We start from the raw sequence: 23,864 nt of genomic DNA, 5'->3' as shown, positions 1-23,864 counted from the left end.
CGAGGTTCGCTGAAGCCATGTCGCGATTCGCTTCATCCGCTTCAGCATCCGTTTTTTGTTTCGCTGCGCATTCCCGCGCCGTCCCGTTGATTCGTCGTATATCGAGCCTCGCTCAGGCACGTCTGGTGTCGTGCTGCGCGAGTCGCCTTTTCCGCTTCGACAATTCGAAGCGGCGGGGTCGCCGTATGCGATCATCACGGGATTCGACCGACCGCAGCGCCCTGCACTCCCCGATGCCGCGCCACCCTGAAAGCGCGCGTCGCTCAAGGATCGCAACATGACCGAACTCGAATTCCAATCGCTGGCGAACGAAGGCTACAACCGCATTCCGCTCATCGCCGAAGCCCTCGCCGACCTCGAAACGCCGCTCTCGCTCTACCTCAAGCTCGCGCAGACCGAGCGCAACGGCGCGAACTCGTTCCTGCTGGAATCCGTCGTGGGCGGCGAGCGCTTCGGGCGCTACTCGTTCATCGGGCTGCCGGCCCGCACGACCGTGAGCGTGCAGAACGGCAAGACGCAAGTCGTCACGGACGGCAACGTCGTCGAGACGGATGAAGGCGATCCGCTCGCGTTCATCGAGCAATATCAGAAGCGCTTCAAAGTCGCGACGCGTCCGGGCCTGCCGCGTTTCTGCGGCGGTCTCGCCGGCTACTTCGGTTATGACGCGGTGCGCTACATCGAGAAGAAGCTCGCGCACACCGCGCCGCCCGACGATCTCAACCTGCCCGACATTCAACTGCTGCTGACCGAAGAAGTCGCGGTCATCGACAACCTCGCGGGCAAGCTCTATCTGATCGTCTACGCGGACCCGACCCGGCCCGAAGCGTATGCCAAGGCGAAGCATCGTCTGCGCGAACTGCGCGCGCGTCTGCGTACGACGGTTCAACCGCCGGTGACGTCCGCGAGCGTGCGCACTGAAACCTTCCGCGAGTTCAAGAAGGACGACTATCTGAACGCCGTGCGCCGCGCGAAGGAATACATCGCGGCCGGCGAACTGATGCAGGTGCAGGTTGGCCAGCGCCTCATCAAGCCGTTCCGCGACAACCCGCTTTCGCTGTATCGCGCGCTGCGTTCGCTGAATCCGTCGCCGTACATGTACTACTACAACTTCGGCGGCGAAATGCACGTGGTCGGCGCGTCGCCGGAAATTCTGGTGCGTCAGGAAAAACGCGCGGACGATCGCATCGTGACGATTCGTCCGCTCGCAGGCACGCGTCCGCGGGGCAACACGCCCGAGCGCGATGCCGAACTCGCCACCGAACTGCTGAACGATCCGAAGGAAGTCGCCGAACACGTGATGCTGATCGACCTCGCGCGCAATGACGTCGGCCGCATTGCGCAGACGGGCTCGGTTTCCGTGACGGACAAGATGATCATCGAGAAGTATTCGCACGTGCAGCACATCGTGAGTTCGGTCGAAGGCAAGCTCAAAGACGGCATGAACAACTACGACGTGCTGCGCGCGACCTTCCCCGCCGGCACGCTGTCCGGCGCGCCGAAGGTCCGCGCGATGGAACTCATCGACGAACTGGAGCCGGTCAAGCGCGGTCTGTACGGCGGCGCAGTCGGTTATCTGTCGTTCAGCGGGGAAATGGATCTCGCGATCGCGATTCGTACCGGCCTGATCCACAAGGGCAATCTCTACGTTCAGGCGGCAGCGGGCGTCGTCGCCGATTCGGTGCCCGAATCCGAATGGCAGGAAACGGAGAACAAGGCGCGCGCCGTGCTGCGCGCAGCCGAGCAAGTGCAAGACGGCCTCGACAGCGACTTCTGAGGAGACAAGACCATGCTGCTGATGATCGACAACTACGATTCCTTCACCTACAACCTGGTCCAGTACTTCGGCGAACTCGGCGAGGACGTGCACACGTATCGGAACGACGAAATCACGCTCGATGAAATCGCGAAGCTCAACCCGGAGCGCATCTGCCTTTCGCCGGGGCCGAGCAATCCGCAACATGCGGGCATCACGCTCGACGTGCTGCGCGAATTCTCCGGCAAGCTGCCGATTCTCGGCGTATGCCTCGGCCATCAGGCGATCGGCGAGGCGTTCGGCGGGCGCGTCGTGCGCGCGCAGACCATCATGCACGGCAAGGTGAGCCAGATCGAGACAGACTGTAAAGGAGTGTTCGCCGACCTGCCCAAACACTTCAACGTGACGCGCTATCACTCGCTGGCAATCGAGCGCGAGTCTTTGCCCGACTGTCTGGAAGTGTCCGCATGGACGCCGGACGGCGAAATCATGGGCGTGCGCCACAGGGAACTCGAAGTGGAAGGCGTGCAGTTCCATCCGGAATCGATTCTTTCCGAGCACGGCCACGCGCTGCTGGAAAACTTCGTGAAGCACTCTTCGTCCGGGAAGCGGGCCTAAGCATATGACCATCACCGCACAGGAAGCGCTGCAACGCACGATCGAGCATCGCGAGATCTTTCACGACGAGATGCTGCACCTCATGCGCCAGATCATGCGCGGCGAGATGTCGCCCGTCATGGCGGCCGCGATCATCACCGGCTTGCGCGTGAAGAAGGAAACCATCGGCGAGATCGCCGCCGCCGCGACCGTGATGCGCGAGTTCGCGAATCACGTCGAAGTCGAGGACAACTCGAATTTCGTCGATATCGTCGGCACGGGCGGCGACGGCTCGCACACGTTCAACATCTCCACCGCGTCGATGTTCGTGGCCGCCGCGGCGGGCGCGAAGGTCGCGAAGCACGGCAACCGCGGCGTGTCGAGCAAATCGGGCAGCGCGGACGTGCTCGAAGCGCTCGGCGTGAACATCGATCTGACACCGGAACAAGTGGCCGCGTCGATTGCCGAAACCGGCATGGGCTTCATGTTCGCGCCGAACCATCATCCGGCGATGAAGAACATCGCGCCCGTGCGCCGCGAACTCGGCGTGCGGACCATTTTCAATATTCTCGGCCCGCTGACGAATCCGGCCGGCGCGCCGAACCAGCTTCAGGGCGTGTTTCACGAAGATCTTGTCGGCATTCAGGTGCGCGTGATGCAGCGTCTCGGCGCGAAACACGTGCTGGTGGTGTACGGCAAGGACGGCATGGACGAAGTGTCGCTCGGCGCCGCGACGAAAGTCGGCGAACTGAAGAACGGTGAAGTGACCGAGTACGAGATTCATCCGGAGGATTTCGGCCTGCAGATGGTGTCGAATCGCTCGTTGAAAGTGCAGGACGCGCAGGAATCGAAGGCCATGCTGCTCGGCGCGCTGAACAACAAGGCGGGCGTCGCGCGCGAGATCGTCACATTGAATGCCGGCACGGCGCTCTATGCTGCGGATATCGTCGATTCGATCGCCGTCGGCATGGCGGCCGCGCGCGAAGCGATCGAAAGCGGCGCGGCGCGCGAGAAAATCGAAACGCTCGCGAAGTTCACGCAGCAGTTCGCGAAGAAATAACGGAAGCCAATATGAGTGACATTCTGGAACGCATCATCGCGGTCAAGCGCGAGGAAATTCGCGCCGCCGAACAGAGCGCGCCGCTCGAAGAGCTGAAGCTCGAAGCCAGTTCGCGCGACCTGCGCGATTTCGTCGGCGCGTTGCGGGCGAAGCATGCGGCGAATCAGGCGGCGGTCATTGCCGAAGTCAAGAAAGCGAGTCCGTCGAAAGGCGTGCTGCGCGAGAACTTCGTGCCCGCCGACATCGCGCGCTCTTACGAGCAAGGCGGCGCCGCGTGCCTTTCCGTGCTCACCGACGTGCAGTTCTTCAAGGGCAGCGTCGCGTATCTGCAGGAAGCGCGCGCCGCGTGCAGCCTGCCGGTGCTGCGCAAGGACTTCATCGTCGATCCGTATCAGATCATGGAAGCGCGCGCGATGGGCGCGGACTGTATCCTGCTGATCGCCGCCGCGCTCGAACTCTCGCATATGCAGGATCTCGAAGCCTACGCGCATTCGCTCGGGCTCGCGGTGCTGGTCGAAGTGCACGACGCCGACGAACTGCGTGACGCGCTCACGCTGAAGACGCCGCTCATCGGCATCAACAACCGCAATCTGCGCACGTTCGAGACGACGATCGACACGACCATCGGCATGCTGGAATCGGTGCCGGATGACCGCATCGTCGTGACGGAATCAGGCATTCTGTCGCGCCTCGATGTCGAACGGTTGCGCGCGATGCGTGTGCATACGTTCCTCGTCGGCGAAGCGTTCATGCGCGCCGACGACCCCGGCGCGGAACTCGCGCGCATGTTCTTCTGATTTCATCGACAGGAACCGCATGGGCATCGAACGGGAACTCAAACTCGCGCTCGCGCCGTCGCAACACGATGACGTCGCGCGCTTCTTCGACGAACGCACCGGCGCGGGCAAGCCGATCGAGCTTGCCAACGTCTATTTCGATACGCCGGACTGCGCGCTCGCGAAGGCGAAGTCCGCGCTGCGCCTGCGCCGCACGCCGGAGCAATGGCTGCAGACGTTCAAGACGCTCGGCAAATCGGTCGCGGGTTTGAGCAACCGTCACGAGTGGGAACTGCCCGTGAAAGGCGAAGCGCTCGAAATCGACGCGCTGATCGCCGCCTGCGACAACGACGCCGCACGCCAGGCGCTGGAACGCGCCGCGCCCGATCTGATCGCGCTTTTCAAGACCGACTTCAGGCGCATCGTGTGGGACATCGAGCGCGAGGGTTCGCAGATCGAAGTCGCGCTGGATCTCGGCCAGATCACCGCCGAAGTGGACGGCGAGACGCGTCGCGCGGACATCAGCGAGCTGGAACTGGAACTGAAATCCGGCGAAGAAAGCGCGCTTTCGATGCTCGCCGCGGAATTGCGCGGCGCGTTTCCCGAGATCGTCCCCGAGGATCTCAGCAAGGCCCAGCGCGGATATCTCCTGCGCGAGCCCGAAAAAGCCCGCAACGCCCGAGCATGAGCCGACAGCCTTCCCTCTTCGCGGATAACGAATCCGCGGCAGCATCGGCTTTCACGACGCTCGAAAGTCAGTTCGAGGCGCTGCCCGCCGACTGGCGCCGCCATCTGAAGCCTTTCATCGACGGCAAGCATTACGCGGCGTTGTGCGCATTCGTCGATGCCGAGCGCGCCGCCGGCAAGACGGTTTATCCCGCCGATGTCTTCCGCGCGCTGCGTCTCACGAGTCCCGGCGACGTGAAGGTCGTGATTCTCGGGCAAGACCCGTATCACGGCGAGGACAAGGGCGCGCCGCAAGCGCACGGCCTGGCATTCTCGGTGCCCGCGCCGGTGCGTCCGCCGCCGTCGTTGCGCAACATCTTCAAGGAGATTCACGCGAGTCTCGGTCTTCCCGCGCCCACGCACGGCTGTCTCGATTCATGGGCGAAGCAAGGCGTGCTGTTGCTCAACACGTCGCTGACCGTCGAGCGCGATAAGGCCGGCAGTCATGCGAAACGCGGCTGGGAGCAATGCACCGATACGCTGATCCACGAAATGGCGCAGCGTCACGACGGGCTCGTGTTCATGCTTTGGGGCGCGCACGCGCAGGCGAAGCGCGGTTTGATCGAAGGCACGGGGAAAGCGCATTGCGTGCTGGAGTCGGCGCATCCTTCGCCGCTGTCGGCGTATCGCGGATTTTTCGGCTGCGGGCATTTCGCGCTCGCGAACGAATACCTGACGAAGCACGGCCGCGAAGCGATCGACTGGCGATTACCCGCCGAGCCGGAATTGCTCGCCTGAAAACCAAAAACCCCGCATCAGCGGGGTTTTTTATCGAAGCGGAGACGCTTAAACAGCAGCAATCGCCTCACGCGCCGACGCGAGCGCCGCGCCAGCCGCTTCCGGCCCCATGTTCAGGCCTTCGGCGTAGATGAAGCTCACGTCGGTCATGCCGAGGAAACCGAGGAACGTCGTGAGGAACGGCGTCTGCGAATCGTTCGGCGTGCCCGCGTACTTGCCGCCACGCGCCGAGACCACGTACACCTTCTTGCCCTTCACGAGGCCTTCCGGACCGTTCGCGGTATAGGTGAACGTGATGCCGGCACGCGCGATCCAGTCGAAATACGTCTTCAGTTGCGACGAAATGCCGAAGTTGTACAGCGGCGCTGCGATCACGACGATATCCGCCGCTTGCAGCTCGGCGATCAGCGCTTCGCTCTTCGCATTGATCGCGGTTTGTTCCGCGCTGCGCTGATCGGCGGGCGTGAAGAACGCGCCAAGCGTGGCGTCGTCGAGGTGCGGCAGGCTGTCGCCTAGCAGATTGCGCACGACCAACTTTGCGCCCGGGTTGCTTTGTTGCAGCTTCGCGGTCAGTTCGTCGGCGAGCAGCGTCGATTGAGCACCTTGCGAACGGGCGGCGGAGTTGATTTGCAGAATCGTCGTCATGATGGCTTCCTGTTCCTTGATCGGGTTTCGGGCACCGTCGGCACCCGGCTTAGGAAGCATTCTTCGTTTTTCGACGCCCGAGAAAAAGCCATCCAGTCATGACGGATTGTTGCATCGGTAGAACAATCCGCCACACTTTACCGACTCAGCCTTTCAGCCAGCGCTCGCGCCATTGTTTCGACGGGCCGCGTCCGTCGATGGCCGTCAGCACGTAGCGCGCGATTTCCGGCCCGTCGAGCTTGACCTCGGTGCGGCGCAGCTCGTCGCGGCGGAACGCGTGTACGTCCACCTTCGCGCCCGGCAAATAGCGCGACAAAAGCGCGTCGAGATTGGAGCCGGTGACGCGCAGTCCGTCGATCGCGACGAGCACATCACCCGCCGACAATCCCGCTTTCTGCGCCGCGCTGCCTTCATGGACGACGGCGAGCGTGCAATCCGCGCCGCCCCGCACGCGCGCGCCGAGCGAAGGCTTGACCGACGCGCCGTTGCCCGGCAAATCGGGCGTCATCGCGATGCCGAACGGCTCGAATAGCGCGTCGAGCGGCAGATCGCGCGTGCCGCGCACGCCGTCGCGGAAGAGCGAACGCAGGTCCGCGCCGGTCGCTTCGGCGAAGAGCGCCTCGACGTCTTCCTCCAGAATGCCGCGCGCCCGGCCGTTGTAGAACTCGCGCCCGTAGCGCTGCCACAGGAGGCGCATCACATCGTCGAGCGATTTGCGGTTGTCGGTTTGCGCGCGAATCGACAAATCGAACGCCAGCGCGACGAGCGAGCCCTTCTGGTAATAGCTGACGATCGCGTTCGGCGCGTTTTCGTCGGCGCGGTAGTACTTCACCCACGCGTCGAACGAGCTTTGCGCGACGGACTGCTTGAGCCGCCCCGTGCCGCGCAGCACGCCGCCGATCGTCTTGCCGAGCAGATTGAAGTAGTCGCCCGCCGAAATGAGGCCGCTGCGCACGAGCAGCAAATCATCGTAGTAGGACGTGAAGCCTTCGAAGAGCCACAGCAGCGTCGTGTAATTCTCCTGCGACAGATCGTACGGCGCGAACGCAGCCGGCTTGATGCGCTTCACGTTCCACGTATGGAAGTACTCGTGGCTGCACAGGCCGAGATAGGTGCGATAGCCTTCGGTCGTTTCCGGGCGGCCCTGCACGGGGAGATCCGTGCGATTGCAGATCAGCGCCGTCGATGCGCGATGCTCCAGCCCGCCGTAACCATCGCTGACGGCGACGGTCATGAACACGTAGCGGTCCACCGGCGCCTTCTTCGTACGCGGCTCGAACAGCGCGATCTGCGCTTCGCACACGCGCTTCAGATCCGCGGCGAGCCGGTTCATGTCGAGATTGACGACGTGCCCCGAGATCACGATGTCGTGCTTCACGCCGTGCGCGGTAAAGCTGCCGAGCGCGAATTCACCGAGTGTGACAGGTTGATCGACGAGTTCGTCGTAATTCGCCGCTTCATAGCTGCCGAAGCTGTAGCGCTTCGTGCCGCGCGCTTCGGCGAGCGCCGTCGCGACGCGCCAGTTGCGATACGCGCCGCCCGGCGGCGGTTCGATATCGACGATGCACGGCGCCGCCGACTGCCCTTCCACCGCGAGGAACGTGCTCGTCCCGTTGAAGAAGCCGATAGTGTCGTCCAGATGCGCCGCGCGCACCGACATGTCCCACGCGTAGACCTCGTAACGCAACGTGATCGGTCCGTCGACCGGCGCGGCCTGCCACGCGTGCTTGTCGGTCTTTTCGATCGCGATCTTGCGACCCGCCGCGTTGAACGCCTGCAGCGTCACGATGTTGCGCGCGAACTCGCGGATCATGTAGCTGCCCGGAATCCAGACCGGCAACATGAACCGCTGGCCGGCCGGATCCGGCTCTGCGACGGTGAGCGTCACTTCGAAGAGATGCGCGGCGGGATTTTTTGGAACGATGCGGTAGCGGACGGGCTGCATCGTTTGCGTGAGCGTAGTCATCTCGATGTCCTTGTTCTTGTTCTGGGCGCGCCTGGCCACGCCCGGCGCCTTGCTTCTTTACGCTGCGCTTTCGCAAAAGCAAGGCGGTAAAAACACAGGAGGCGCATCACGCGCCTCCCTTCTTAGTTCGAGCCGCGCTCAGTGCGTGGCTGACAGTTCCTTCTCGAGCCGATCGGCGGGCACTGCGCCCGGCAGACGCCGGCCATCGGCGAGAAACACGGTCGGCGTGCCGGTGACGTTCATCGAGCGGCCGAGCTTCAGGTTCTTGTCGATGGCGGTCGTGTCGCACGACGCCGCCATGGTCGGCGTCTTGCGGTCGAGCATCCAGCCTTCCCACGCGTTCGCGCGATCCTGCGAGCACCAGATCGATTTCGACTTGGCCGTCGAATCGGGCGAGAGCACGGGGTACAGGAAGGTGTAGACCGTCACGTTGTCGATCGATTTCAGCGTCGATTCGAGCTGCTTGCAGTACGGACAGTTCGGATCGGAGAACACCGCGATCTTGCGCTTGCCGTTGCCCTTCACGACCTTCACCGCGTTCTCGAACGGCAGCTTCGCGAAGTCGATCTTGTTTGTTTCCGAGAGCCGCGCCTCGGTGAGGTTCTGGCTGCTGCGCGTATCGACGAGATCGCCGATCAGCACGTAGTTGCCGGTCGCATCGCTATAGACGATCTGCGAGCCGAGATTCACTTCGTAGAGCCCCGGCACGGGCGTCTTCTGGATGCTCTTGATGGTGGCGTCGCCCATGCGCGCTTCGAGCGTCGACTTGATCTTGTCGGTGGTTTCATCGGCCTGCGCCGAACAGCCGATGCTGAGCGTCACGGCGAGCGCGGCAGCCGTCGCGAGGGCGATACGAAAAGTGGTTTTCATGCGGTTTCCTGTGAGTCGCTTGAGCGTGGCGCCAATGGAGTATCGATAGACTGTTTCAACCAAGTGCCGCCGACACCAGCCAGCGCTTGATGAGCGGCTGCGCGCCGACGAACGCCATGCCCGTGTTGCGGACCGCGCGCGCGAGCGTGCCCGGCACGGAAAAGAGCCGCTGCAGGCCGTCGGTCGCGAACATGAGCTTCTGGATGTCTTCGCGGCGCGCGCGTTCGTAGCGGCGCAGCAGAATCGGATCGCCGAGATCGCGGAACGACTCCTTGTTTGCGATGACATCCGCGAGCGCGGCGACGTCGCGCAGGCCGAGGTTCATGCCCTGCCCCGCGAGCGGGTGAATCAGATGCGCGGCATCGCCGACGAGCGCGACGCGCGGCGCGATCAGCTTGTCGACGGTCTGCAGCCCGAGTGGAAAACCCTGCGCGGGCGTCACGCAATCGAGCGTGCCGAGCATGTTTTGCGTCGCCTGTTCGACCTGAGCCGCGAGTTGGGCGGGATCGAGCGCGAGCAGTTCATCGGCGTGTTCCGTGCGCGCCGACCACACGAGCGAAGCGTGATCGCCGGGCAACGGCAGCAGCGCGATGATTTCCGTATCGCGGAACCATTGATACGCGGTTTCGCCGTGCGGCCGCTCGGTCCGAAAATTGGCGACGACACCCGTTTGCCGGTAATCGCGACGATTCATCTTCGCGCCCATCTGCGCGCGCACCCAGGAATGCGCGCCATCCGCGCCGACGATCAGATCCGTTTCGAGCATTTCGCCGCTCGCGAGCGCGACATGCGCCGCGTCGGTTTCGATCGTCATGCCCTGTGCGCGCGACTCGAACCACGAGAGGCTCGGCTGGAAGCGCAACGCGGCATCGAGCGACTGTTCGATCAGCGACGATTCCGCGATCCACGCGAGCTGCGGCACCGACGCCTGGAACGCCGAAAAGTGCAGTTCCGCGTGGGCATCGCCGAAAACACGCATGTCGAGCACCGGACCGAGACGCGCGCGATCGAGCGCCTGCCAGACGCGCAGCCGCTCCAGCAGCGCCTGCGAGCTGGAAGACAGCGCGTAGATGCGCGAATCGAACGCCGCGCCCGGCGGCAGGCCGAGGGCACGCGACGCGACAAGCGCGGTGCGCAGGCCGGATTGCGCGAGCGCGAGCGCGGCCGTCTTGCCGACGAGCCCGCCGCCGACGACGACAGCGTGAAATCTGAGGGGATGCGGAGTCATGCGGGCATTATAGCCGTGGGGTTCGAACGGGTTTGCGGGCCGAGGGCGGCGCTTGCGCGTGCCAGCGCGGCGTTACAATAGCGGTTTGCCCGGCCGTCTGACGCGGCCGCAGCGTGGCGGGCGGTTCTCGCCCGCTCTTTGCGCGCCATTTTTGACGAAACCCGCGCGGCCCGCGCCGTCTCACCAGTTCGAAGGATCCCATGAGCCTCCAATGCGGCATCGTCGGCTTGCCCAACGTCGGTAAGTCCACACTTTTCAATGCTTTGACCAAGGCGGGCATCGCCGCCGAGAACTATCCGTTCTGCACGATCGAGCCGAATGTCGGCGTGGTCGAAGTGCCGGACGCGCGTCTGAACGCGCTCGCCGAAATCGTGAAGCCCGAGCGCATCCTGCCGGCGGTGGTCGAGTTCGTCGATATCGCGGGGCTCGTCGCGGGTGCGTCGAAGGGTGAAGGCCTCGGCAACCAGTTCCTCGCGAACATCCGCGAAACGGATGCGATTACGCATGTCGTGCGCTGCTTCGAGGACGAGAACGTGATCCACGTCGCGGGCAAGATCGACCCGATCGCGGATATCGAAGTCATCAACACCGAACTCGCGCTCGCCGATCTGGCGACGGTCGAAAAGGCATTCACGCGCTATTCGAAGGCGGCGAAGTCGGGCAACGACAAGGAAGCGGCGAAGCTCGTCGCCGTGCTCGAGAAGGTGCGCGCGCAACTGGATCAGGCGAAGCCGGTGCGCGGTCTCTCGCTGACCGACGAAGAGCAGTTGACCATCAAGCCGCTGTGCCTGATCACGTCGAAGCCGACGATGTACGTCGCGAACGTGAAGGACGACGGTTTCGAGAACAACCCGTATCTCGACGCGGTGCGCAAGCACGCGGAAGCGGAGAACGCGCCGGTGGTCGCGGTGTGCGCGGCGATCGAAGCGGAAATCGCCGACCTCGAAGATGCCGACAAGATCGAATTCCTGGCTGACATGGGCATGGACGAGCCGGGCTTGAATCGCGTAATTCGCGCGGGGTTCAAACTGCTTGGTTTGCATACGTACTTCACGGCGGGCGTGAAGGAAGTGCGCGCGTGGACGATTCATATCGGCGATACGGCTCCGCAAGCCGCTGGCGCGATTCACACGGATTTCGAACGCGGCTTTATCCGCGCGCAGACGATTTCGTTCGATGACTACATCGCTTATAAGGGCGAGCAAGGTGCTAAAGAGGCTGGGAAGATGCGGGCGGAAGGGAAGGAGTACGTCGTGCATGACGGCGATGTCATGAACTTCCTGTTCAACGTGTAAAGCGTCAAGAACAGTCACAGCTGCTTGCCTCGCGAAGCGGAGTACCCGATAAAGGGACTCCGCTTTTTTCTTGCGCGGATGAGGCAGCGCAGCGATGCGCGATAAACAACAACAACGAGAGAGAACAAGAAGATGAAGCGACACGCATCGATGCGCGTGCTGCGTGCGTTCGCGGTCACCGCGCTGATCGCGGCGAGCGTCGTGTGTACACCCAGCGCTTTCGCCTATCGCAGCGATCATTATCAGTACCAGCCGCAACCCGACGAATCCGACCTCGACAACCACGGCCACTACGTCAATCACGACGGCAACGTCATCCATTCACCCGCACACTCGCGCTCCGGCACCGTCCCCGCGGGCGCAACGGCCCAATGCCGCGACGGCTCCTACAGCTTCAGCCAGCACCACAGCGGCACATGCTCCCGCCACGGCGGCGTGGCGAGCTGGGAGTGACGGAAACGCACCGCGAAGTACAATGCCATTTGATCCCGCCCGCGCCAGGCGCAGCGGCAGGAACGCGCGAAACCGCGCGACCGGACATCCTCGCGCGCCGAACCGTACGCGCCGCGTTCATACCCTCAATCAATCACGGACAACATGGCCCAATACGTCTTCACCATGAACCGCGTCGGCAAGATCGTCCCGCCGAAGCGTCAGATCCTGAAAGACATCTCCCTCTCGTTCTTCCCCGGCGCGAAAATCGGTCTGCTCGGCCTGAACGGTTCCGGCAAGTCGACGCTCATCAGGATCATGGCGGGCGTCGATAAGGACATCGAAGGCGAAGCCACGCCGATGCCGAACCTGAACATCGGTTATCTGCCGCAGGAACCGCAACTGGATCCGCAACAGACCGTGCGTCAGGCCGTCGAGGAAGGTCTCGGCGATGTCTTCCAGGCGCAAAAGAAGCTCGACGAAATCTACGCCGCCTACGCCGAGCCCGACGCCGACTTCGACGCGCTCGCCGCCGAACAGGCGAAGTACGAAGCGATTCTCTCGACGAGCGATGGCGGCAGCCCCGAACAACAGCTCGAAGTCGCCGCCGACGCGCTGCGCCTGCCGGCATGGGACGCCAAAATCGAACATCTGTCGGGCGGGGAGAAGCGCCGCGTCGCGCTGTGCAAGCTGCTGCTGCAAAAGCCCGACATGCTGCTGCTCGACGAGCCCACCAACCACCTCGACGCCGAGTCCGTCGAATGGCTGGAGCAGTTCCTCACGCGCTATCCGGGCACCGTCGTCGCGGTGACGCACGATCGCTACTTCCTCGATAACGCCGCCGAATGGATTCTCGAACTCGACCGCGGCCACGGCATTCCTTGGAAGGGCAACTATTCGAGCTGGCTCGATCAGAAGGAAGACCGCCTGAAGCAGGAAGAAGCGAGCGAATCCGCGCGTCAGAAGGCGATCAAGAAGGAACTCGAATGGGTGCGCCAGAACCCGAAGGGCCGTCAGGCGAAATCGAAGGCGCGTATCGCGCGGTTCGAGGAACTCAACAGCCAGGAATACCAGAAGCGCAACGAAACGCAGGAAATCTTCATTCCGGTCGGCGACCGACTGGGCAATGAAGTCATCGAGTTCAAGAACGTCAGCAAGGCATACGGCGATCGTCTGCTCATCGACAATCTCAGCATGAAGATTCCGGCGGGCGCGATCGTCGGCATCATCGGGCCGAACGGTGCCGGCAAGTCGACGCTCTTTCGCATGCTGACCGGCAAGGAACAGCCGGATTCGGGCGAGATCGTCAAGGGACCGACCGTCAAGCTCGCCTATGTGGATCAAAGCCGCGACGCGCTCGCCGCCGATAAAACCGTGTTCGAGGAAATCTCCGGCGGCGCCGACGTGCTCACGGTCGGCAAGTACGAAACGCCGTCGCGTGCGTATATCGGCCGATTCAACTTCAAGGGTGGCGATCAGCAGAAGCTCGTCGGCAATCTGTCGGGCGGTGAACGCGGCCGTTTGCATCTGGCGAAGACTCTCATCGCCGGCGGCAACATGCTGCTGCTCGACGAACCGTCGAACGACCTCGACGTCGAAACGCTGCGCGCGCTCGAAGACGCGTTGCTGGAATTCGCCGGCTCGGTGATGGTGATCTCGCACGATCGCTGGTTCCTCGACCGCATCGCGACGCATATCCTCGCGTTCGAAGGCGATTCGCATGTCGAGTTCTTCGACGGCAACTACCAGGAATACGAAGCCGACAAGCGCACGCGTCTCGGCGAAGAAGCCGCGAAGCCGAAGCGGCTGCGCTACAAGCCGATCACGCGTTGAGCGCGTCAAACATCTGACGATTTACCGCGCGCCAATGCGGGCGCGCGCACCGACGTCAGGCATAAAAGTGGCGACTGTGTAGGACGCAGTCGCCACTTTCATTTTCGAGCGGCACTTTCCGAAAAGCCGACACGGGAGACACACGAAGATGGCGGGATCGAGCGCGAGGCGGGGGGCGCTTTGGGCAATCGGAATCGTCGTGGCGCTCGCCGTCGTGGCGGTCGGCGGCTGGCTGATCGCCGTGCATCAGATCAAAGAGCGCATCATCGAGACGCTCGGCCCGAACGGTTCGGTGGAAGAAATCGACGTCGGCTTCGGTCACGTGACGCTCTCGCGCGTGCGCCTGCGCGGCCCGAAAGACTGGCCGGCGAGCGACGCCATGCGCGCCGAGCGCATCGTGCTCGATGTCGATATGCATTCGCTCATAACGAAGCCGATTCATCTGCGCAGCGTGAGCGTCGACAACTACTATCTGTCGATCGTCCGTTCCGCCGATGGCCGCGTGCGCATCCTGCCAGGGCTCAGGGAAACCGCGCAGGAAGCCAACGCCACGCCCGACAGCAAGGAGCGTGAGGAACATGCGCGCGAGGAAAAGCTCATCGATCGCGTGTCGTTCGAGCGTGGTTCGATGGAGTTCTTCGACGGCTCGGTGCAGAACCCGCCGTACCGCGTGCTGATCGGCGATGCGCGCGCCACCGTCGATCACATTCATCTGCCCGCCCTCACCGACCGCACCGAGCTTTCGATGACCGGCTCGATCAAAGGCCCGTCGCATACGGGCAATGTGACGTGGGCCGGCTGGATGGTCATCGCGAACAAGGATTCCCAGACGCGCGTAACACTGCGCAACGTCGATGTCGCAACGCTCGATCCGTATCTGCTCAAGAAGGCCGGCGCAAAGGCGGCGGTGACGGGCGGCACCATCGATTTGTCGATCGATGCGACCGTAAAGGATTACCGCATTCACGCGCCCGGCACGCTCACGCTGAATCACCTGCAGATCAGCGACGCGGGCAATCCGCTCGACACCTTCCTCTCGATTCCGACCAAAGCCGCGATCGCCGCGCTGAAGGACCGCAAGGAGCAGATCAAGCTCGATTTCGTGCTCGACGGCGATTTGCGCGATCCGAAGTTTTCGCTGAGTGAGAGTCTGTCGAAGAAGCTCGCGGCGGGCTTCGCGAAAGTCCTCGGCGTGAGCGCGGAAGGCGTCGCGCGGGGCGCGGGCGATACGGTGCGGGGAATCGGCAACGCGCTGAAGAATCTGCTGGGGCAGTAGCGCGTTGCGTTCGCGTTATCAGATCGGCAGATTCAGCGCGCGCAGCTTCGTTTCCGTATCCAGCGCGCCGGTGTAGTGAACGCCGTGCCAGCCGAGCGCGGTCGCGGCTTGCGCGTTTTTCAGATTGTCGTCGATGAACACGAGCTCTTCCGGTCGAATGCCCGGCAACTGCTTTTCGATTTCCACGCGCATCAGATCGAAAATCTGCGGATCGGGCTTCACGAGACCGACGCGTCCCGACACGACGATCTCACGAAACTTCCGCAGCACATCGAAACGCTCCCACGCGTACGGAAAGGTTTCCGCCGACCAGTTCGTCAGGCCGAAAAGCGGCACGCCCGCCGCCTCCAGCCGGTCGACGAGCGCGACGCCCTCTTCCATCACGCCCGACACCATTTCCGGCCAGCGCGCGTAAAACGCGCGGATCAGCGCTTCGTGCTCAGGATAGAGCGCGATCAACTCGGCAGTGCCTTCCTCGATCGTCTGCCCGCCGTCCTGCTGCACGACCCATTCCATCTTGCAGACGTTGTCGAGAAACCAGCGGCGCTCGGTATCGTCCGGAATCAGATGCCTGTAGAGATATTCGCGATTCCAGTCGATCAGCACGCCGCCGAAATCGAACACGACTGCCTTGATGGTCATCTCGCTGCGCTCCTGTCCTGTTCGTCAGATCGCCTTCGTCCGCGCTTCGAGCCACGCCAGCGCTTTCCCCGACACATGCGGCGACACGCGGGTGCGCACCGTCTCGTGATACGCGTTGAGCCACGCGCGTTCGTCTTCGCGCAACAGCGACAAGTCGATGCAGCGCGTATCGATCGGGCACAGCGTCAGCGTTTCGAATTCGAGGAAATCGCCGAACTCGGTCTTGGCGGCCGCGCGGTTCATCACGAGATTTTCGATGCGGATGCCCCACTTGCCCGGCCGATAAATCCCTGGCTCGATCGACGTGATCATGCCCTCTTCCATCGCCGTCCACGACTCGGCCGGCGCGTAGTGCGAGATCACCTGCGGGCCTTCGTGCACGTTCAGGAAGTAGCCGACGCCGTGCCCCGTGCCGTGACCGTAGTCCGCGCCCGCTTCCCAGATCGGCGCGCGGGCGATCGAATCGAGCATCGGCGAACGGATGCCGCGTGGAAAGCGCGCGCGGGAAAGCGCCATCGTGCCCTTCAGCACGACGGTGAAATCGCGCTTGTGCTCGGCGCTGATTTCGCCGATCGGCACGACACGCGTGATGTCCGTCGTTCCGCTCAGATACTGGCCGCCCGAATCGATCAGCAGCAGGCCGTTGCCTTCGATCACCGCGTGCGAGGCTTCGGTCGCGCGGTAATGCGGCATCGCGCCGTTGGCGTTGAAGCCCGCGATCGTGCCGAAACTCAGCGTGACGAAACCCGGACGGCGCGCGCGGGCGGCGGTCAGCTTCTCGTCGATGGTCAGTTCCGTGATGCGTTCGCGGCCGAGCGCGTCCTCGAACCACGCGAAGAATTCGGCGAGCGCGGCGCCGTCCTGTTCCATCGTCGCTCGGATGTGCTCCGCTTCCGCCGCGGTCTTGCGCGATTTGGCGAACGTCGACGGATTCACAGCCTCGACGATCGTCACCGTCGCGGGCACTTTCTCCAGCAGGCCGTGCGTGATGCGGCGCGGGTCGATCAGGAGCGTCGCGCCCGCCGGCAACGAAGCGAGCGATTCCGGCGCTGCGGGATACGGCGCGACGCGCACGTTGTCGCGCGCGAGAGATGCGACGAGCGCGGCGGGAACCTTGCCGTCGGCGACGAAGATCGTCGCATCATCGAGACCGATCAGCGCGTGCGCGACGAAGACCGGGTTGTAGCTCACATCGCCGCCGCGCAGATTGAAGATCCACGCGAGATCGTCGAGCGTGGAAACGAAGTGCCATTGCGCGCCTTTCGCCTGCATCGTGGCTCGCACTTGCGCGAGCTTGTCCGTCCGGGAGACGCTCGCATGCGGCGCGGCGTGCTCGTAGACGGCCGCCTCCGGCAAACCAGGACGCGCAGGCCACACCGAATCCAGCAGATCGAGATCGGTGCGCAGCACGATGCCGCGCGCGGTCAGCGCTTCGGACAACGCGCGCGCCGCCGCAACGCCGAGCACCGTGCCATCGACCGCGACGGTCGCGCCCGGAGGCACGTGTTCCGCGAGCCATTCGACGTGCGGCGCGGTCTGCTGGCCGCCCATCATCTTCATGAGCACGATGCCGGTGCCGGCGAGTTGGGCTTCGGCCTGCGTCCAGTAGCGGCTATCGACCCAGACGCCCGCGAAATCCGCTGTCACCACGAGCGTGCCCACCGATCCCGTGAAGCCCGAGAGCCATTGACGTCCCTGCCAGCGCTCCGGCAGATATTCGGAAAGATGCGGATCGGCCGACGGAATGAGCACGGCGGCGAGCTTTTCGAGCGCCATCTGGCCGCGCAACGACTCGATGCGTTTCGCGAACATGGCGGGCTCTGGAATGGCTGAATCTGCAATGCGATCGTTCATGAAGTCACCTGCTTGAAAGCCCGCGTAGGGCGCGAAGAGCACGGCGCGCGGCGAGGATCACCCGTCGCACGTCAGAAAAATTGGATCAGCGGCGCGCCGCCAGCCCGACGGTCATCGTCACGACGAAGAGCGCGAACACGGCGCACGCCAGCCATTCGAGCGTATCGCCGTCGTGATACACGTCGACGATATTGCCCAGCATGCGCGCGACGACCGTCGCCAGTATGCCAGCGCCGATGGTCGTCCAGATGCGTCCCGCCGGACCGCGCGCGCCGCGTCCCGCGCGCCGCAGCGGATGCAGCCACCAGCCCGCCGCGCCGATCACCGCGCCGAGAAAAATCAGTCCGATCCAGCCCATCAGCGGCGATGCTCCACTGATAGCGAGGTGGCGGGAAGTGAAGCGTTTCGAATAACAGGCATGGCTTGAACAATTTACGGCGGACGCAGCGGTTGAGTTTAGGGGCCGGACGATGCCTGTGCAAGGCTCCGGATCCAGCCGGCCGCGCGCTGCGGATGCGTCTCGTGTGACTCATGGAATATGAAACGATCGCTCTTCCGCTTGAGAAGCCTCTGTGAATTTTCCGAGTTTTTTGGGTTTGCCCGAATGCTATGATTTGTATTAAATCGCGCTCGCATCAATTCAGAATATTCCGATTAACCGCACTGAAAGCGGACTTCGGCTTCGAGTGGTGCTCGCGAGTTACGAATTAAATCATTTCGATTATCGACACTGCGAAATTGCGATTCTAAAAGGTATTTATCTCATGACGGAAACCAGTCTGATTTCCCTGCGCGGCCTGGAACTGATTATTACGTACCGCGGCGCTAGCCAGGAGAGGCAAGACAATCTGCGGGGCGTCCTGCGTCACTTGAACCGTACCTACTCGGACTATCAGATCTGGCTGATCGAGGCGGATGCCGCGCCCACGTTCAGTTGGCCCGAATTCGGCGACTCGAAGATCAAACATGTTTTCATACACGATACCGGCCCTTTCCCGAAGGCGCGACTGGTCAATCTCGGCGCACTCATGGCTAAGAGTGAGATTATCTGCCTGCATGATGCCGATATGATCGCGAACCCGTACTATATGAAAGGCGCATTGGACGCGCTGATGGACCAGAATAGCAGCGATGTGCTTTGTCCTTTCACACGCGTATTGAATGTTTCTGGCAATCGCCGGCAATCGTTTATCGAATCGGGTAATTTCGACGAGTTCGCGCCGTTTTTAGCAAGTGATTTGCCGGACGACATGAGTTTGCTGTACGTCAGTACGCCGGGTGCGATCAATTTCTTCAGGCGCGCGGAATTCATCCGCGTCGGGGGGCTGAATCCCGGCTTCATCGGCTGGGGAGGAGAAGACGACGAGTTATTCGTCCGCGCCGCGCGACTCGGCGTGCGGTGGCATTCGTTCTCGAACCTCCAGGCGACGCTGTTTCACCTCAATCACGACTCGGCCTCGCGCACTCAGTTGTTTGACGAGGAGCTCACCGCCAGAAACCGGCAGATGGCGTTCCACACCGACGATATCCCCATGGAAGAACTCGAAGCGCGCGCGGCCGAACTGGCAAAGTATTTTCGCTGAGCCGCACGCCGCGGCGTTCTGTCACACTGGTCCTGCGGCGGACGTTCATCGCCCGCCGTATGGGCGTGGGCGGCATTTGACCGTGGTCGCGCCCCCAAATGCCACCTATAAATGAAGAAATACGCAAAAGGCTATAATATTGGGCTATCTGAAAGGCCATCGGCTTAGGCCCAAAGCATCAGCTCAAAACAATGCAGCTCCTCACGATCGGAATCAACCACCACACTGCGCCTGTCGCCCTGCGCGAACGCGTGGCGTTTCCGCTCGAACAGCTCAAGCCCGCGCTGGGCGCGCTGAAGGACATCTGGCTGGGACCGCTCGCGAAGGCATCGCCCGAAGCGGCCATCCTCTCGACCTGCAACCGCACCGAACTCTACTGCGCCACTGACGACGCCGCCGCCCGCGAAGCCGCAATCCAGTGGCTCTCGAAGTATCACAGCATCCCCGTTCCCGAACTCGCGCCGCACGTCTATGCGCTGCCGCAGTCGGAAGCCGTGCGCCACGCGTTTCGCGTCGCATCCGGGCTCGATTCGATGGTGCTTGGCGAGACGCAAATCGTCGGACAAATGAAGGATGCCGTGCGTACGGCGTCCGAAGCCGGCGCGCTCGGCACGTATCTCAACCAGTTGTTCCAGCGCACGTTCGCGGTCGCGAAGGAAGTGCGCACGACGACGGAAATCGGCGCGCAGTCGGTATCGATGGCCGCCGCCGCCGTGCGTCTCGCGCAGCGCATCTTCGAGAACATTTCGAGCCAGCGCGTGTTGTTCATCGGCGCGGGCGAAATGATCGAGTTGTGCGCCACGCACTTCGCCGCGCAGAATCCGCGCGAGCTTGTTGTCGCGAACCGGACGGCGGAGCGCGGCGAAAAGCTCGCCGGACGCTTCAACGGCCACGCAATTCCACTCTCCGAACTGCCTGCGCGTATGCACGAGTTCGACATCATCGTGTCGTGCACGGCATCGACGCTGCCAATCATCGGTCTCGGCGCAGTCGAGCGTGCCGTGCGCGCGCGCCGACATCGGCCGATTTTCATGGTCGATCTCGCCGTACCGCGCGATATCGAGCCGGAAGTCGGCAATCTGCACGACGTCTTCCTCTACACCGTCGACGATCTCGGCGCGATCGTGCGCGAAGGCAACGCGTCGCGTCAGGCGGCGGTCGCGCAGGCCGAGGCGATCATCGAGACGCGTGTCGCGAATTTCATGCAATGGCTCGATGCGCGCAGCATCGTGCCCGTCATCCGCCACATGCACACGCAGGCGGACACGCTGCGCCGCGCCGAACTCGAGCGCGCGCGCAAGATGCTCGCGCGCGGCGACGATCCCGCCGCCGTGCTCGAGGCGCTGTCGCAATCGCTCACGAACAAGCTGATCCACGGCCCGACGCACGCGCTCAACCGCGCGAGCCGTGAGGAGCGCGACCAGCTCATCGACCTGATGAGCGGTTTCTACCGCCACGGTCCGTCGTCCGATTCGTCGGAACGTTAGCGGCTTCCTCTTTGCTATTCTCAAATGCTCCGCGCGGCTAGCAAGCGCGGCGCTCCCCGATCGCAGTATTTCCTGGCGCTGACCGCGCCGATTCCGCCCGATGAAAACGAGCATGCAAAGCAAGCTCGACCAGCTTGCAAAACGGCAGGTCGATCTCAACGAATTGTTGAGCCGCGAAGACGTGACGGCCGACATGGACCAGTATCGCAAGCTCACGCGCGAGCACGCGGAAATCAGCCCGATCGTCGATCAATACGCGCTCTGGCGTCAGGCGCTGACCGATGAAGCCACCGCGCAGGAACTGCTCTCCGATCCGTCGATGCGCGATTTCGCCGAAGAGGAAATCGGCGAGGCGCGCGAGCGCATGGTGAAGATCGAAGGCGACTTGCAGACGATGCTCTTGCCGAAGGATCCGAACGATGACCGCAACATCTTCATCGAAATCCGCGCGGGCACGGGCGGCGACGAATCCGCGCTGTTCGCGGGCGATTTGCTGCGCATGTATCTGCGTTACGCGGAACGCAACCGCTGGACCGCCGAAACGATGTCGGAGAGCGTGTCGGATCTCGGCGGCTACAAGGAAGTGATCGTGCGCATCGCGGGACAAGGCGCGTATTCGCGGCTCAAGTTCGAATCGGGCGGGCATCGCGTGCAGCGTGTCCCGGCGACGGAAACGCAAGGGCGCATCCACACGTCCGCGTGCACGGTCGCGGTGATGCCGGAAGCCGATGAAATCAGCGAAGTCGTCATCAATCCGGCCGATTTGCGTATCGACACGTTCCGCGCGTCGGGAGCGGGCGGGCAGCACATCAACAAGACCGATTCCGCCGTGCGCGTCACGCACTTGCCGACGGGCATCGTCGTCGAATGTCAGGACGACCGCTCGCAGCACAAGAACAAGGATCGCGCGTTGAAGGTGCTCGCCGCGCGCATCAAGGACAAGCAGTATCACGAGCAGCACGCGAAGGAAGCGGCGACGCGCAAGAGCCTGATCGGCTCGGGCGACCGCTCGGAGCGCATCCGCACGTACAACTTCCCGCAAGGGCGCATGACGGATCACCGCATCAATCTGACGCTCTACAAGCTCGAATACATCATGGACGGCGATCTCGATGAAATGATCGCCTCGCTCGTTTCCGAGCATCAGGCCGAGCTGCTCGCCGCGCTCGGGGAAAGCGAGTGAGCACGGCGGCCGACCTGCTGCGCGCTTCGGGACTGCCGCTGCTCGAAGCGCGCATTCTGCTGATGCACGTGCTCGGCTGGCGGCGCACCGAACTCATCACGCGTGATCGTGAATCGCTCGATTCGGACGCTGTCGCGCGTTTCGAAGCGCTCGCAAGGCGGCGTCTGAACGGCGAGCCCATCGCGCAACTGACCGGCAAGCGCGAATTCTTCGGGCTCGATTTCGACGTGACGCCGGACGTGCTGATCCCGCGGCCCGAGACCGAATTGCTCGTGGAACTCGCGCTCGAGTCCATCGCCGATGTGCCGAACCCGCGCGTGCTCGATCTCGGCACCGGGACCGGCGCGATCGCGATTTCGATCGCTCATGCCCGGCCCGACGCGCGCGTATGGGCCGTCGACCGATCGCGCGCCGCGCTCGACGTCGCGCGAGGCAACGCGCACGCGCTGCTCGATGCGACGCGCACAGGCGGCCCGGTCACGTTCGTCGAAAGCGACTGGGCCGCGAATATCGATCCGTCGCTGCTCTTCGAGACGATCGTCAGCAACCCGCCGTATATCGCGAGCGACGATCCGCATCTCGCGCAAGGCGACTTGCGATTCGAACCGCGCGGCGCGCTCACCGACGATGCCGACGGTTTGTCCGCGATCCGCACGATCATCGGGACCGCGCCGTTTCTGCTAACGTCGAACGGCGCCTTGTGGCTGGAGCACGGCTACGATCAGGCGGAATCCGTGCGCGAGCTGCTAAAGGCACGCGGCTTTACCAACGTGTGCTCGATGCGCGATCTCGCCGGCATCGAGCGTTGCTCCGGCGGTCTCTTCACGGCCTGAGCGTCTGGCCGTCGTCAGCCCTCGAAACCGAAATCCGCTATCATTTCAACCATCATTCCACCGACTTCAAAGCGCAGGAACGCCATGGACACGCAAGAACGCATCAAGCAGATCGTCGATCAAAACCCGGTCGTCCTTTTCATGAAGGGCACGGCGCAATTCCCGATGTGCGGTTTCTCCGGCCGCGCGATCCAGGTGCTGAAGGCATGCGGCGCCGATCAGATCATGACCGTGAACGTGCTCGAAGACGACGCGATCCGCCAGGGCATCAAGGAATTCTCTAACTGGCCGACCATTCCGCAGCTCTACGTGAAGGGCGAGTTCATCGGCGGCTCGGACATCATGATGGAGATGTATCAATCGGGCGAACTACAGCAACTCTTCGCCGCAGCCTGACCTTCCGCAAGTGAGCGCGCCCGCTGCCGAAAAGCGACGTCTTATTGTCGCGATTACCGGCGCAACGGGCGCCATCTACGGCATACGTCTGTTAGAGACGCTGCGCAAGCTCGGCGGCGTCGAAACGCATTTGCTCGTTTCCAGCGCCGGCTGGCTGAATATTCAACACGAACTCGATCTCGACAAGGCCGCCGTTCACGCGCTCTCCGATGTCGTCCATAGCGTGCGCGATGTCGGCGCAACCATTGCATCGGGCTCCTTCGCGACCGGCGGCATGGTCGTCGCGCCGTGCTCGATGCGCACGCTCGCAAGCATCGCGCACGGTCTCTCCGACAATCTCATCACCCGCGCCGCCGATGTCGTGCTGAAAGAGCGCCGCCGCCTCGTGCTGCTCGTGCGCGAGACGCCGCTCAATCTCGCGCATCTGCGAAACATGACGGCCGTCACCGAGATGGGCGGCGTGATCTTTCCGCCCTTGCCCGCGTTCTATCAAAAACCTGCGACCATCGACGAAATGGTGGATCACACGGTCGCGCGGGTCATCGATCTATTCGGCTTCGGGCAGCCAGTCGCGCCCGCCTGGCGAGGTCTGCGAGACGAAGCATCGGATTAACAACGGCGGCGACACAATTCGTTGCCATTCGGGCCGTTTATCAACAGGGCTCGCGGCCCTACATTGACGTCAAGACCC

Annotated in this window: 23 protein-coding genes; 16 read left to right on the top strand and 7 right to left on the bottom strand. The window is 63.1% G+C overall.

The features are described 5' to 3' along the window. Positions 1 to 277: 277 nt before the first annotated feature. Genes trpE through ACEN42_RS02520 form a run of 6 tightly spaced genes read left to right on the top strand, consistent with a single transcriptional unit; the run spans position 278 to position 5,650 of the window. The gene (gene trpE / locus ACEN42_RS02545; protein ID WP_187609516.1) at positions 278 to 1,774 is read left to right on the top strand and encodes an anthranilate synthase component I; all 1,497 of its coding nucleotides are present in this window, start codon (positions 278 to 280) and stop codon (positions 1,772 to 1,774) included. Positions 1,775 to 1,786: 12 nt separating this feature from the next. Further along, the gene (locus ACEN42_RS02540) at positions 1,787 to 2,371 is read left to right on the top strand and encodes an aminodeoxychorismate/anthranilate synthase component II (protein ID WP_035510930.1); all 585 of its coding nucleotides are present in this window, start codon (positions 1,787 to 1,789) and stop codon (positions 2,369 to 2,371) included. Positions 2,372 to 2,375: 4 nt separating this feature from the next. Then, positions 2,376 to 3,410: an anthranilate phosphoribosyltransferase gene (trpD, locus tag ACEN42_RS02535; RefSeq protein WP_187609514.1), complete on the top strand. Its 1,035-nt coding sequence runs from the start codon at positions 2,376 to 2,378 to the stop codon at positions 3,408 to 3,410. 11 nt (positions 3,411 to 3,421) lie between these two features. Further along, positions 3,422 to 4,207, top strand: coding sequence for an indole-3-glycerol phosphate synthase TrpC (gene trpC, locus ACEN42_RS02530; RefSeq protein WP_187609513.1), 786 nt, complete (start codon positions 3,422 to 3,424; stop codon positions 4,205 to 4,207). Between the two features lie 19 nt (positions 4,208 to 4,226). After that, positions 4,227 to 4,874 (top strand): CYTH domain-containing protein, encoded by a 648-nt coding sequence (locus ACEN42_RS02525; protein WP_371880554.1) that lies wholly within the window; start codon positions 4,227 to 4,229, stop codon positions 4,872 to 4,874. After that, on the top strand, positions 4,871 to 5,650 hold the full coding sequence (locus ACEN42_RS02520) for a uracil-DNA glycosylase (protein WP_371880553.1): 780 nt from the start codon (positions 4,871 to 4,873) through the stop codon (positions 5,648 to 5,650). Before ACEN42_RS02525 ends, ACEN42_RS02520 begins: the two co-directional genes overlap by 4 nt. Positions 5,651 to 5,698: 48 nt before the next feature. Here the strand turns inward: ACEN42_RS02520 and ACEN42_RS02515 are convergent, their stop codons facing one another. The 4 genes from ACEN42_RS02515 to ACEN42_RS02500 all read right to left on the bottom strand — a co-directional run bounded on the left by ACEN42_RS02515 (position 5,699) and on the right by ACEN42_RS02500 (position 10,359). Continuing rightward, positions 5,699 to 6,295: an FMN-dependent NADH-azoreductase gene (locus tag ACEN42_RS02515; RefSeq protein ID WP_371880552.1), complete on the bottom strand. Its 597-nt coding sequence runs from the start codon at positions 6,293 to 6,295 to the stop codon at positions 5,699 to 5,701. Between the two features lie 145 nt (positions 6,296 to 6,440). Continuing rightward, a complete protein-coding gene (locus ACEN42_RS02510) occupies positions 6,441 to 8,240 on the bottom strand; it encodes a M61 family metallopeptidase (RefSeq protein WP_371881051.1) in 1,800 nt (599 codons plus the stop codon). Positions 8,241 to 8,399: 159 nt separating this feature from the next. Further along, positions 8,400 to 9,131: a DsbC family protein gene (locus ACEN42_RS02505; RefSeq protein WP_187609509.1), complete on the bottom strand. Its 732-nt coding sequence runs from the start codon at positions 9,129 to 9,131 to the stop codon at positions 8,400 to 8,402. 55 nt (positions 9,132 to 9,186) lie between these two features. Continuing rightward, complete coding sequence (locus tag ACEN42_RS02500) at positions 9,187 to 10,359, bottom strand: UbiH/UbiF family hydroxylase (RefSeq protein WP_371880551.1); 1,173 nt, start codon at positions 10,357 to 10,359, stop codon at positions 9,187 to 9,189. 200 nt (positions 10,360 to 10,559) lie between these two features. Here ACEN42_RS02500 and ychF point away from each other — a divergent pair, with 200 nt between their 5' ends. From ychF to ACEN42_RS02480, 4 genes are all read left to right on the top strand, one after another. After that, positions 10,560 to 11,654 (top strand): redox-regulated ATPase YchF, encoded by a 1,095-nt coding sequence (ychF, locus tag ACEN42_RS02495; RefSeq protein WP_187609508.1) that lies wholly within the window; start codon positions 10,560 to 10,562, stop codon positions 11,652 to 11,654. A 132-nt stretch (positions 11,655 to 11,786) separates the two neighbouring features. Continuing rightward, positions 11,787 to 12,107: a DUF3761 domain-containing protein gene (locus ACEN42_RS02490; protein WP_371880550.1), complete on the top strand. Its 321-nt coding sequence runs from the start codon at positions 11,787 to 11,789 to the stop codon at positions 12,105 to 12,107. 144 nt (positions 12,108 to 12,251) lie between these two features. Further along, on the top strand, positions 12,252 to 13,919 hold the full coding sequence (gene ettA / locus ACEN42_RS02485) for an energy-dependent translational throttle protein EttA (RefSeq protein WP_187609507.1): 1,668 nt from the start codon (positions 12,252 to 12,254) through the stop codon (positions 13,917 to 13,919). A gap of 148 nt (positions 13,920 to 14,067) precedes the next feature. After that, the gene (locus tag ACEN42_RS02480; protein ID WP_187609506.1) at positions 14,068 to 15,195 is read left to right on the top strand and encodes a DUF748 domain-containing protein; all 1,128 of its coding nucleotides are present in this window, start codon (positions 14,068 to 14,070) and stop codon (positions 15,193 to 15,195) included. 18 nt (positions 15,196 to 15,213) lie between these two features. Here ACEN42_RS02480 and ACEN42_RS02475 read toward each other — a convergent pair whose 3' ends face one another. From ACEN42_RS02475 to ACEN42_RS02465, 3 genes are all read right to left on the bottom strand, one after another. Next, complete coding sequence (locus ACEN42_RS02475; RefSeq protein WP_371880549.1) at positions 15,214 to 15,837, bottom strand: HAD family hydrolase; 624 nt, start codon at positions 15,835 to 15,837, stop codon at positions 15,214 to 15,216. A 24-nt stretch (positions 15,838 to 15,861) separates the two neighbouring features. Then, on the bottom strand, positions 15,862 to 17,649 hold the full coding sequence (locus ACEN42_RS02470) for an aminopeptidase P family protein (RefSeq protein ID WP_371881050.1): 1,788 nt from the start codon (positions 17,647 to 17,649) through the stop codon (positions 15,862 to 15,864). A gap of 127 nt (positions 17,650 to 17,776) precedes the next feature. Beyond that, a complete protein-coding gene (locus ACEN42_RS02465; protein ID WP_371880548.1) occupies positions 17,777 to 18,049 on the bottom strand; it encodes a hypothetical protein in 273 nt (90 codons plus the stop codon). 406 nt (positions 18,050 to 18,455) lie between these two features. Between ACEN42_RS02465 and ACEN42_RS02460 the strand changes: the two genes are divergently transcribed. From ACEN42_RS02460 to ACEN42_RS02435, 6 genes are all read left to right on the top strand, one after another. Further along, on the top strand, positions 18,456 to 19,274 hold the full coding sequence (locus ACEN42_RS02460) for a galactosyltransferase-related protein (protein ID WP_371880547.1): 819 nt from the start codon (positions 18,456 to 18,458) through the stop codon (positions 19,272 to 19,274). A 191-nt stretch (positions 19,275 to 19,465) separates the two neighbouring features. Further along, a complete protein-coding gene (hemA, locus tag ACEN42_RS02455; RefSeq protein WP_371880546.1) occupies positions 19,466 to 20,761 on the top strand; it encodes a glutamyl-tRNA reductase in 1,296 nt (431 codons plus the stop codon). Positions 20,762 to 20,861: 100 nt separating this feature from the next. After that, entirely contained in the window at positions 20,862 to 21,944 is a 1,083-nt protein-coding gene (prfA, locus tag ACEN42_RS02450; RefSeq protein WP_238217899.1) for a peptide chain release factor 1, read from the top strand. Continuing rightward, complete coding sequence (gene prmC, locus ACEN42_RS02445) at positions 21,941 to 22,777, top strand: peptide chain release factor N(5)-glutamine methyltransferase (RefSeq protein ID WP_371880545.1); 837 nt, start codon at positions 21,941 to 21,943, stop codon at positions 22,775 to 22,777. The genes prfA and prmC overlap by 4 nt, the downstream gene beginning before the upstream one ends. Positions 22,778 to 22,861: 84 nt before the next feature. Continuing rightward, positions 22,862 to 23,173, top strand: coding sequence for a Grx4 family monothiol glutaredoxin (gene grxD / locus ACEN42_RS02440; RefSeq protein ID WP_035509911.1), 312 nt, complete (start codon positions 22,862 to 22,864; stop codon positions 23,171 to 23,173). Between the two features lie 10 nt (positions 23,174 to 23,183). After that, positions 23,184 to 23,786, top strand: a complete 603-nt coding sequence (locus ACEN42_RS02435) for a UbiX family flavin prenyltransferase (RefSeq protein WP_371880544.1) — start codon at positions 23,184 to 23,186, stop codon at positions 23,784 to 23,786. The last annotated feature ends 78 nt before the right edge of the window (positions 23,787 to 23,864 follow it).

This window comes from Caballeronia sp. S22, from assembly GCF_964261745.1.
In the GTDB taxonomy this organism is placed as follows: Bacteria; Pseudomonadota; Gammaproteobacteria; order Burkholderiales; family Burkholderiaceae; genus Caballeronia; species Caballeronia jiangsuensis.
Note: the sequence above shows the minus strand (reverse complement) of the source record. Positions and strands in the feature narration are given on the sequence as shown.

Excerpts from the sequence above, each read along its gene's own strand:
- ACEN42_RS02500 (WP_371880551.1), bottom strand. The coding sequence starts at position 10,359 with ATGACTCCGCATCCCCTCAGATTTCACGCTGTCGTCGTCGGCGGCGGG.
- ACEN42_RS02475 (WP_371880549.1), bottom strand. The coding sequence starts at position 15,837 with ATGACCATCAAGGCAGTCGTGTTCGATTTCGGCGGCGTGCTGATCGAC.
- ettA (WP_187609507.1), top strand. The coding sequence starts at position 12,252 with ATGGCCCAATACGTCTTCACCATGAACCGCGTCGGCAAGATCGTCCCG.
- ACEN42_RS02515 (WP_371880552.1), bottom strand. The coding sequence starts at position 6,295 with ATGACGACGATTCTGCAAATCAACTCCGCCGCCCGTTCGCAAGGTGCT.
- prfA (WP_238217899.1), top strand. The coding sequence starts at position 20,862 with ATGAAAACGAGCATGCAAAGCAAGCTCGACCAGCTTGCAAAACGGCAG.
- ACEN42_RS02540 (WP_035510930.1), top strand. The coding sequence starts at position 1,787 with ATGCTGCTGATGATCGACAACTACGATTCCTTCACCTACAACCTGGTC.
- hemA (WP_371880546.1), top strand. The coding sequence starts at position 19,466 with ATGCAGCTCCTCACGATCGGAATCAACCACCACACTGCGCCTGTCGCC.
- trpD (WP_187609514.1), top strand. The coding sequence starts at position 2,376 with ATGACCATCACCGCACAGGAAGCGCTGCAACGCACGATCGAGCATCGC.
- ACEN42_RS02525 (WP_371880554.1), top strand. The coding sequence starts at position 4,227 with ATGGGCATCGAACGGGAACTCAAACTCGCGCTCGCGCCGTCGCAACAC.
- ACEN42_RS02510 (WP_371881051.1), bottom strand. The coding sequence starts at position 8,240 with ATGCAGCCCGTCCGCTACCGCATCGTTCCAAAAAATCCCGCCGCGCAT.
- ACEN42_RS02470 (WP_371881050.1), bottom strand. The coding sequence starts at position 17,649 with ATGTTCGCGAAACGCATCGAGTCGTTGCGCGGCCAGATGGCGCTCGAA.
- grxD (WP_035509911.1), top strand. The coding sequence starts at position 22,862 with ATGGACACGCAAGAACGCATCAAGCAGATCGTCGATCAAAACCCGGTC.
- ACEN42_RS02465 (WP_371880548.1), bottom strand. The coding sequence starts at position 18,049 with ATGGGCTGGATCGGACTGATTTTTCTCGGCGCGGTGATCGGCGCGGCG.
- trpC (WP_187609513.1), top strand. The coding sequence starts at position 3,422 with ATGAGTGACATTCTGGAACGCATCATCGCGGTCAAGCGCGAGGAAATT.
- ACEN42_RS02505 (WP_187609509.1), bottom strand. The coding sequence starts at position 9,131 with ATGAAAACCACTTTTCGTATCGCCCTCGCGACGGCTGCCGCGCTCGCC.
- ychF (WP_187609508.1), top strand. The coding sequence starts at position 10,560 with ATGAGCCTCCAATGCGGCATCGTCGGCTTGCCCAACGTCGGTAAGTCC.
- ACEN42_RS02520 (WP_371880553.1), top strand. The coding sequence starts at position 4,871 with ATGAGCCGACAGCCTTCCCTCTTCGCGGATAACGAATCCGCGGCAGCA.
- ACEN42_RS02490 (WP_371880550.1), top strand. The coding sequence starts at position 11,787 with ATGAAGCGACACGCATCGATGCGCGTGCTGCGTGCGTTCGCGGTCACC.
- trpE (WP_187609516.1), top strand. The coding sequence starts at position 278 with ATGACCGAACTCGAATTCCAATCGCTGGCGAACGAAGGCTACAACCGC.
- ACEN42_RS02460 (WP_371880547.1), top strand. The coding sequence starts at position 18,456 with ATGACGGAAACCAGTCTGATTTCCCTGCGCGGCCTGGAACTGATTATT.
- ACEN42_RS02480 (WP_187609506.1), top strand. The coding sequence starts at position 14,068 with ATGGCGGGATCGAGCGCGAGGCGGGGGGCGCTTTGGGCAATCGGAATC.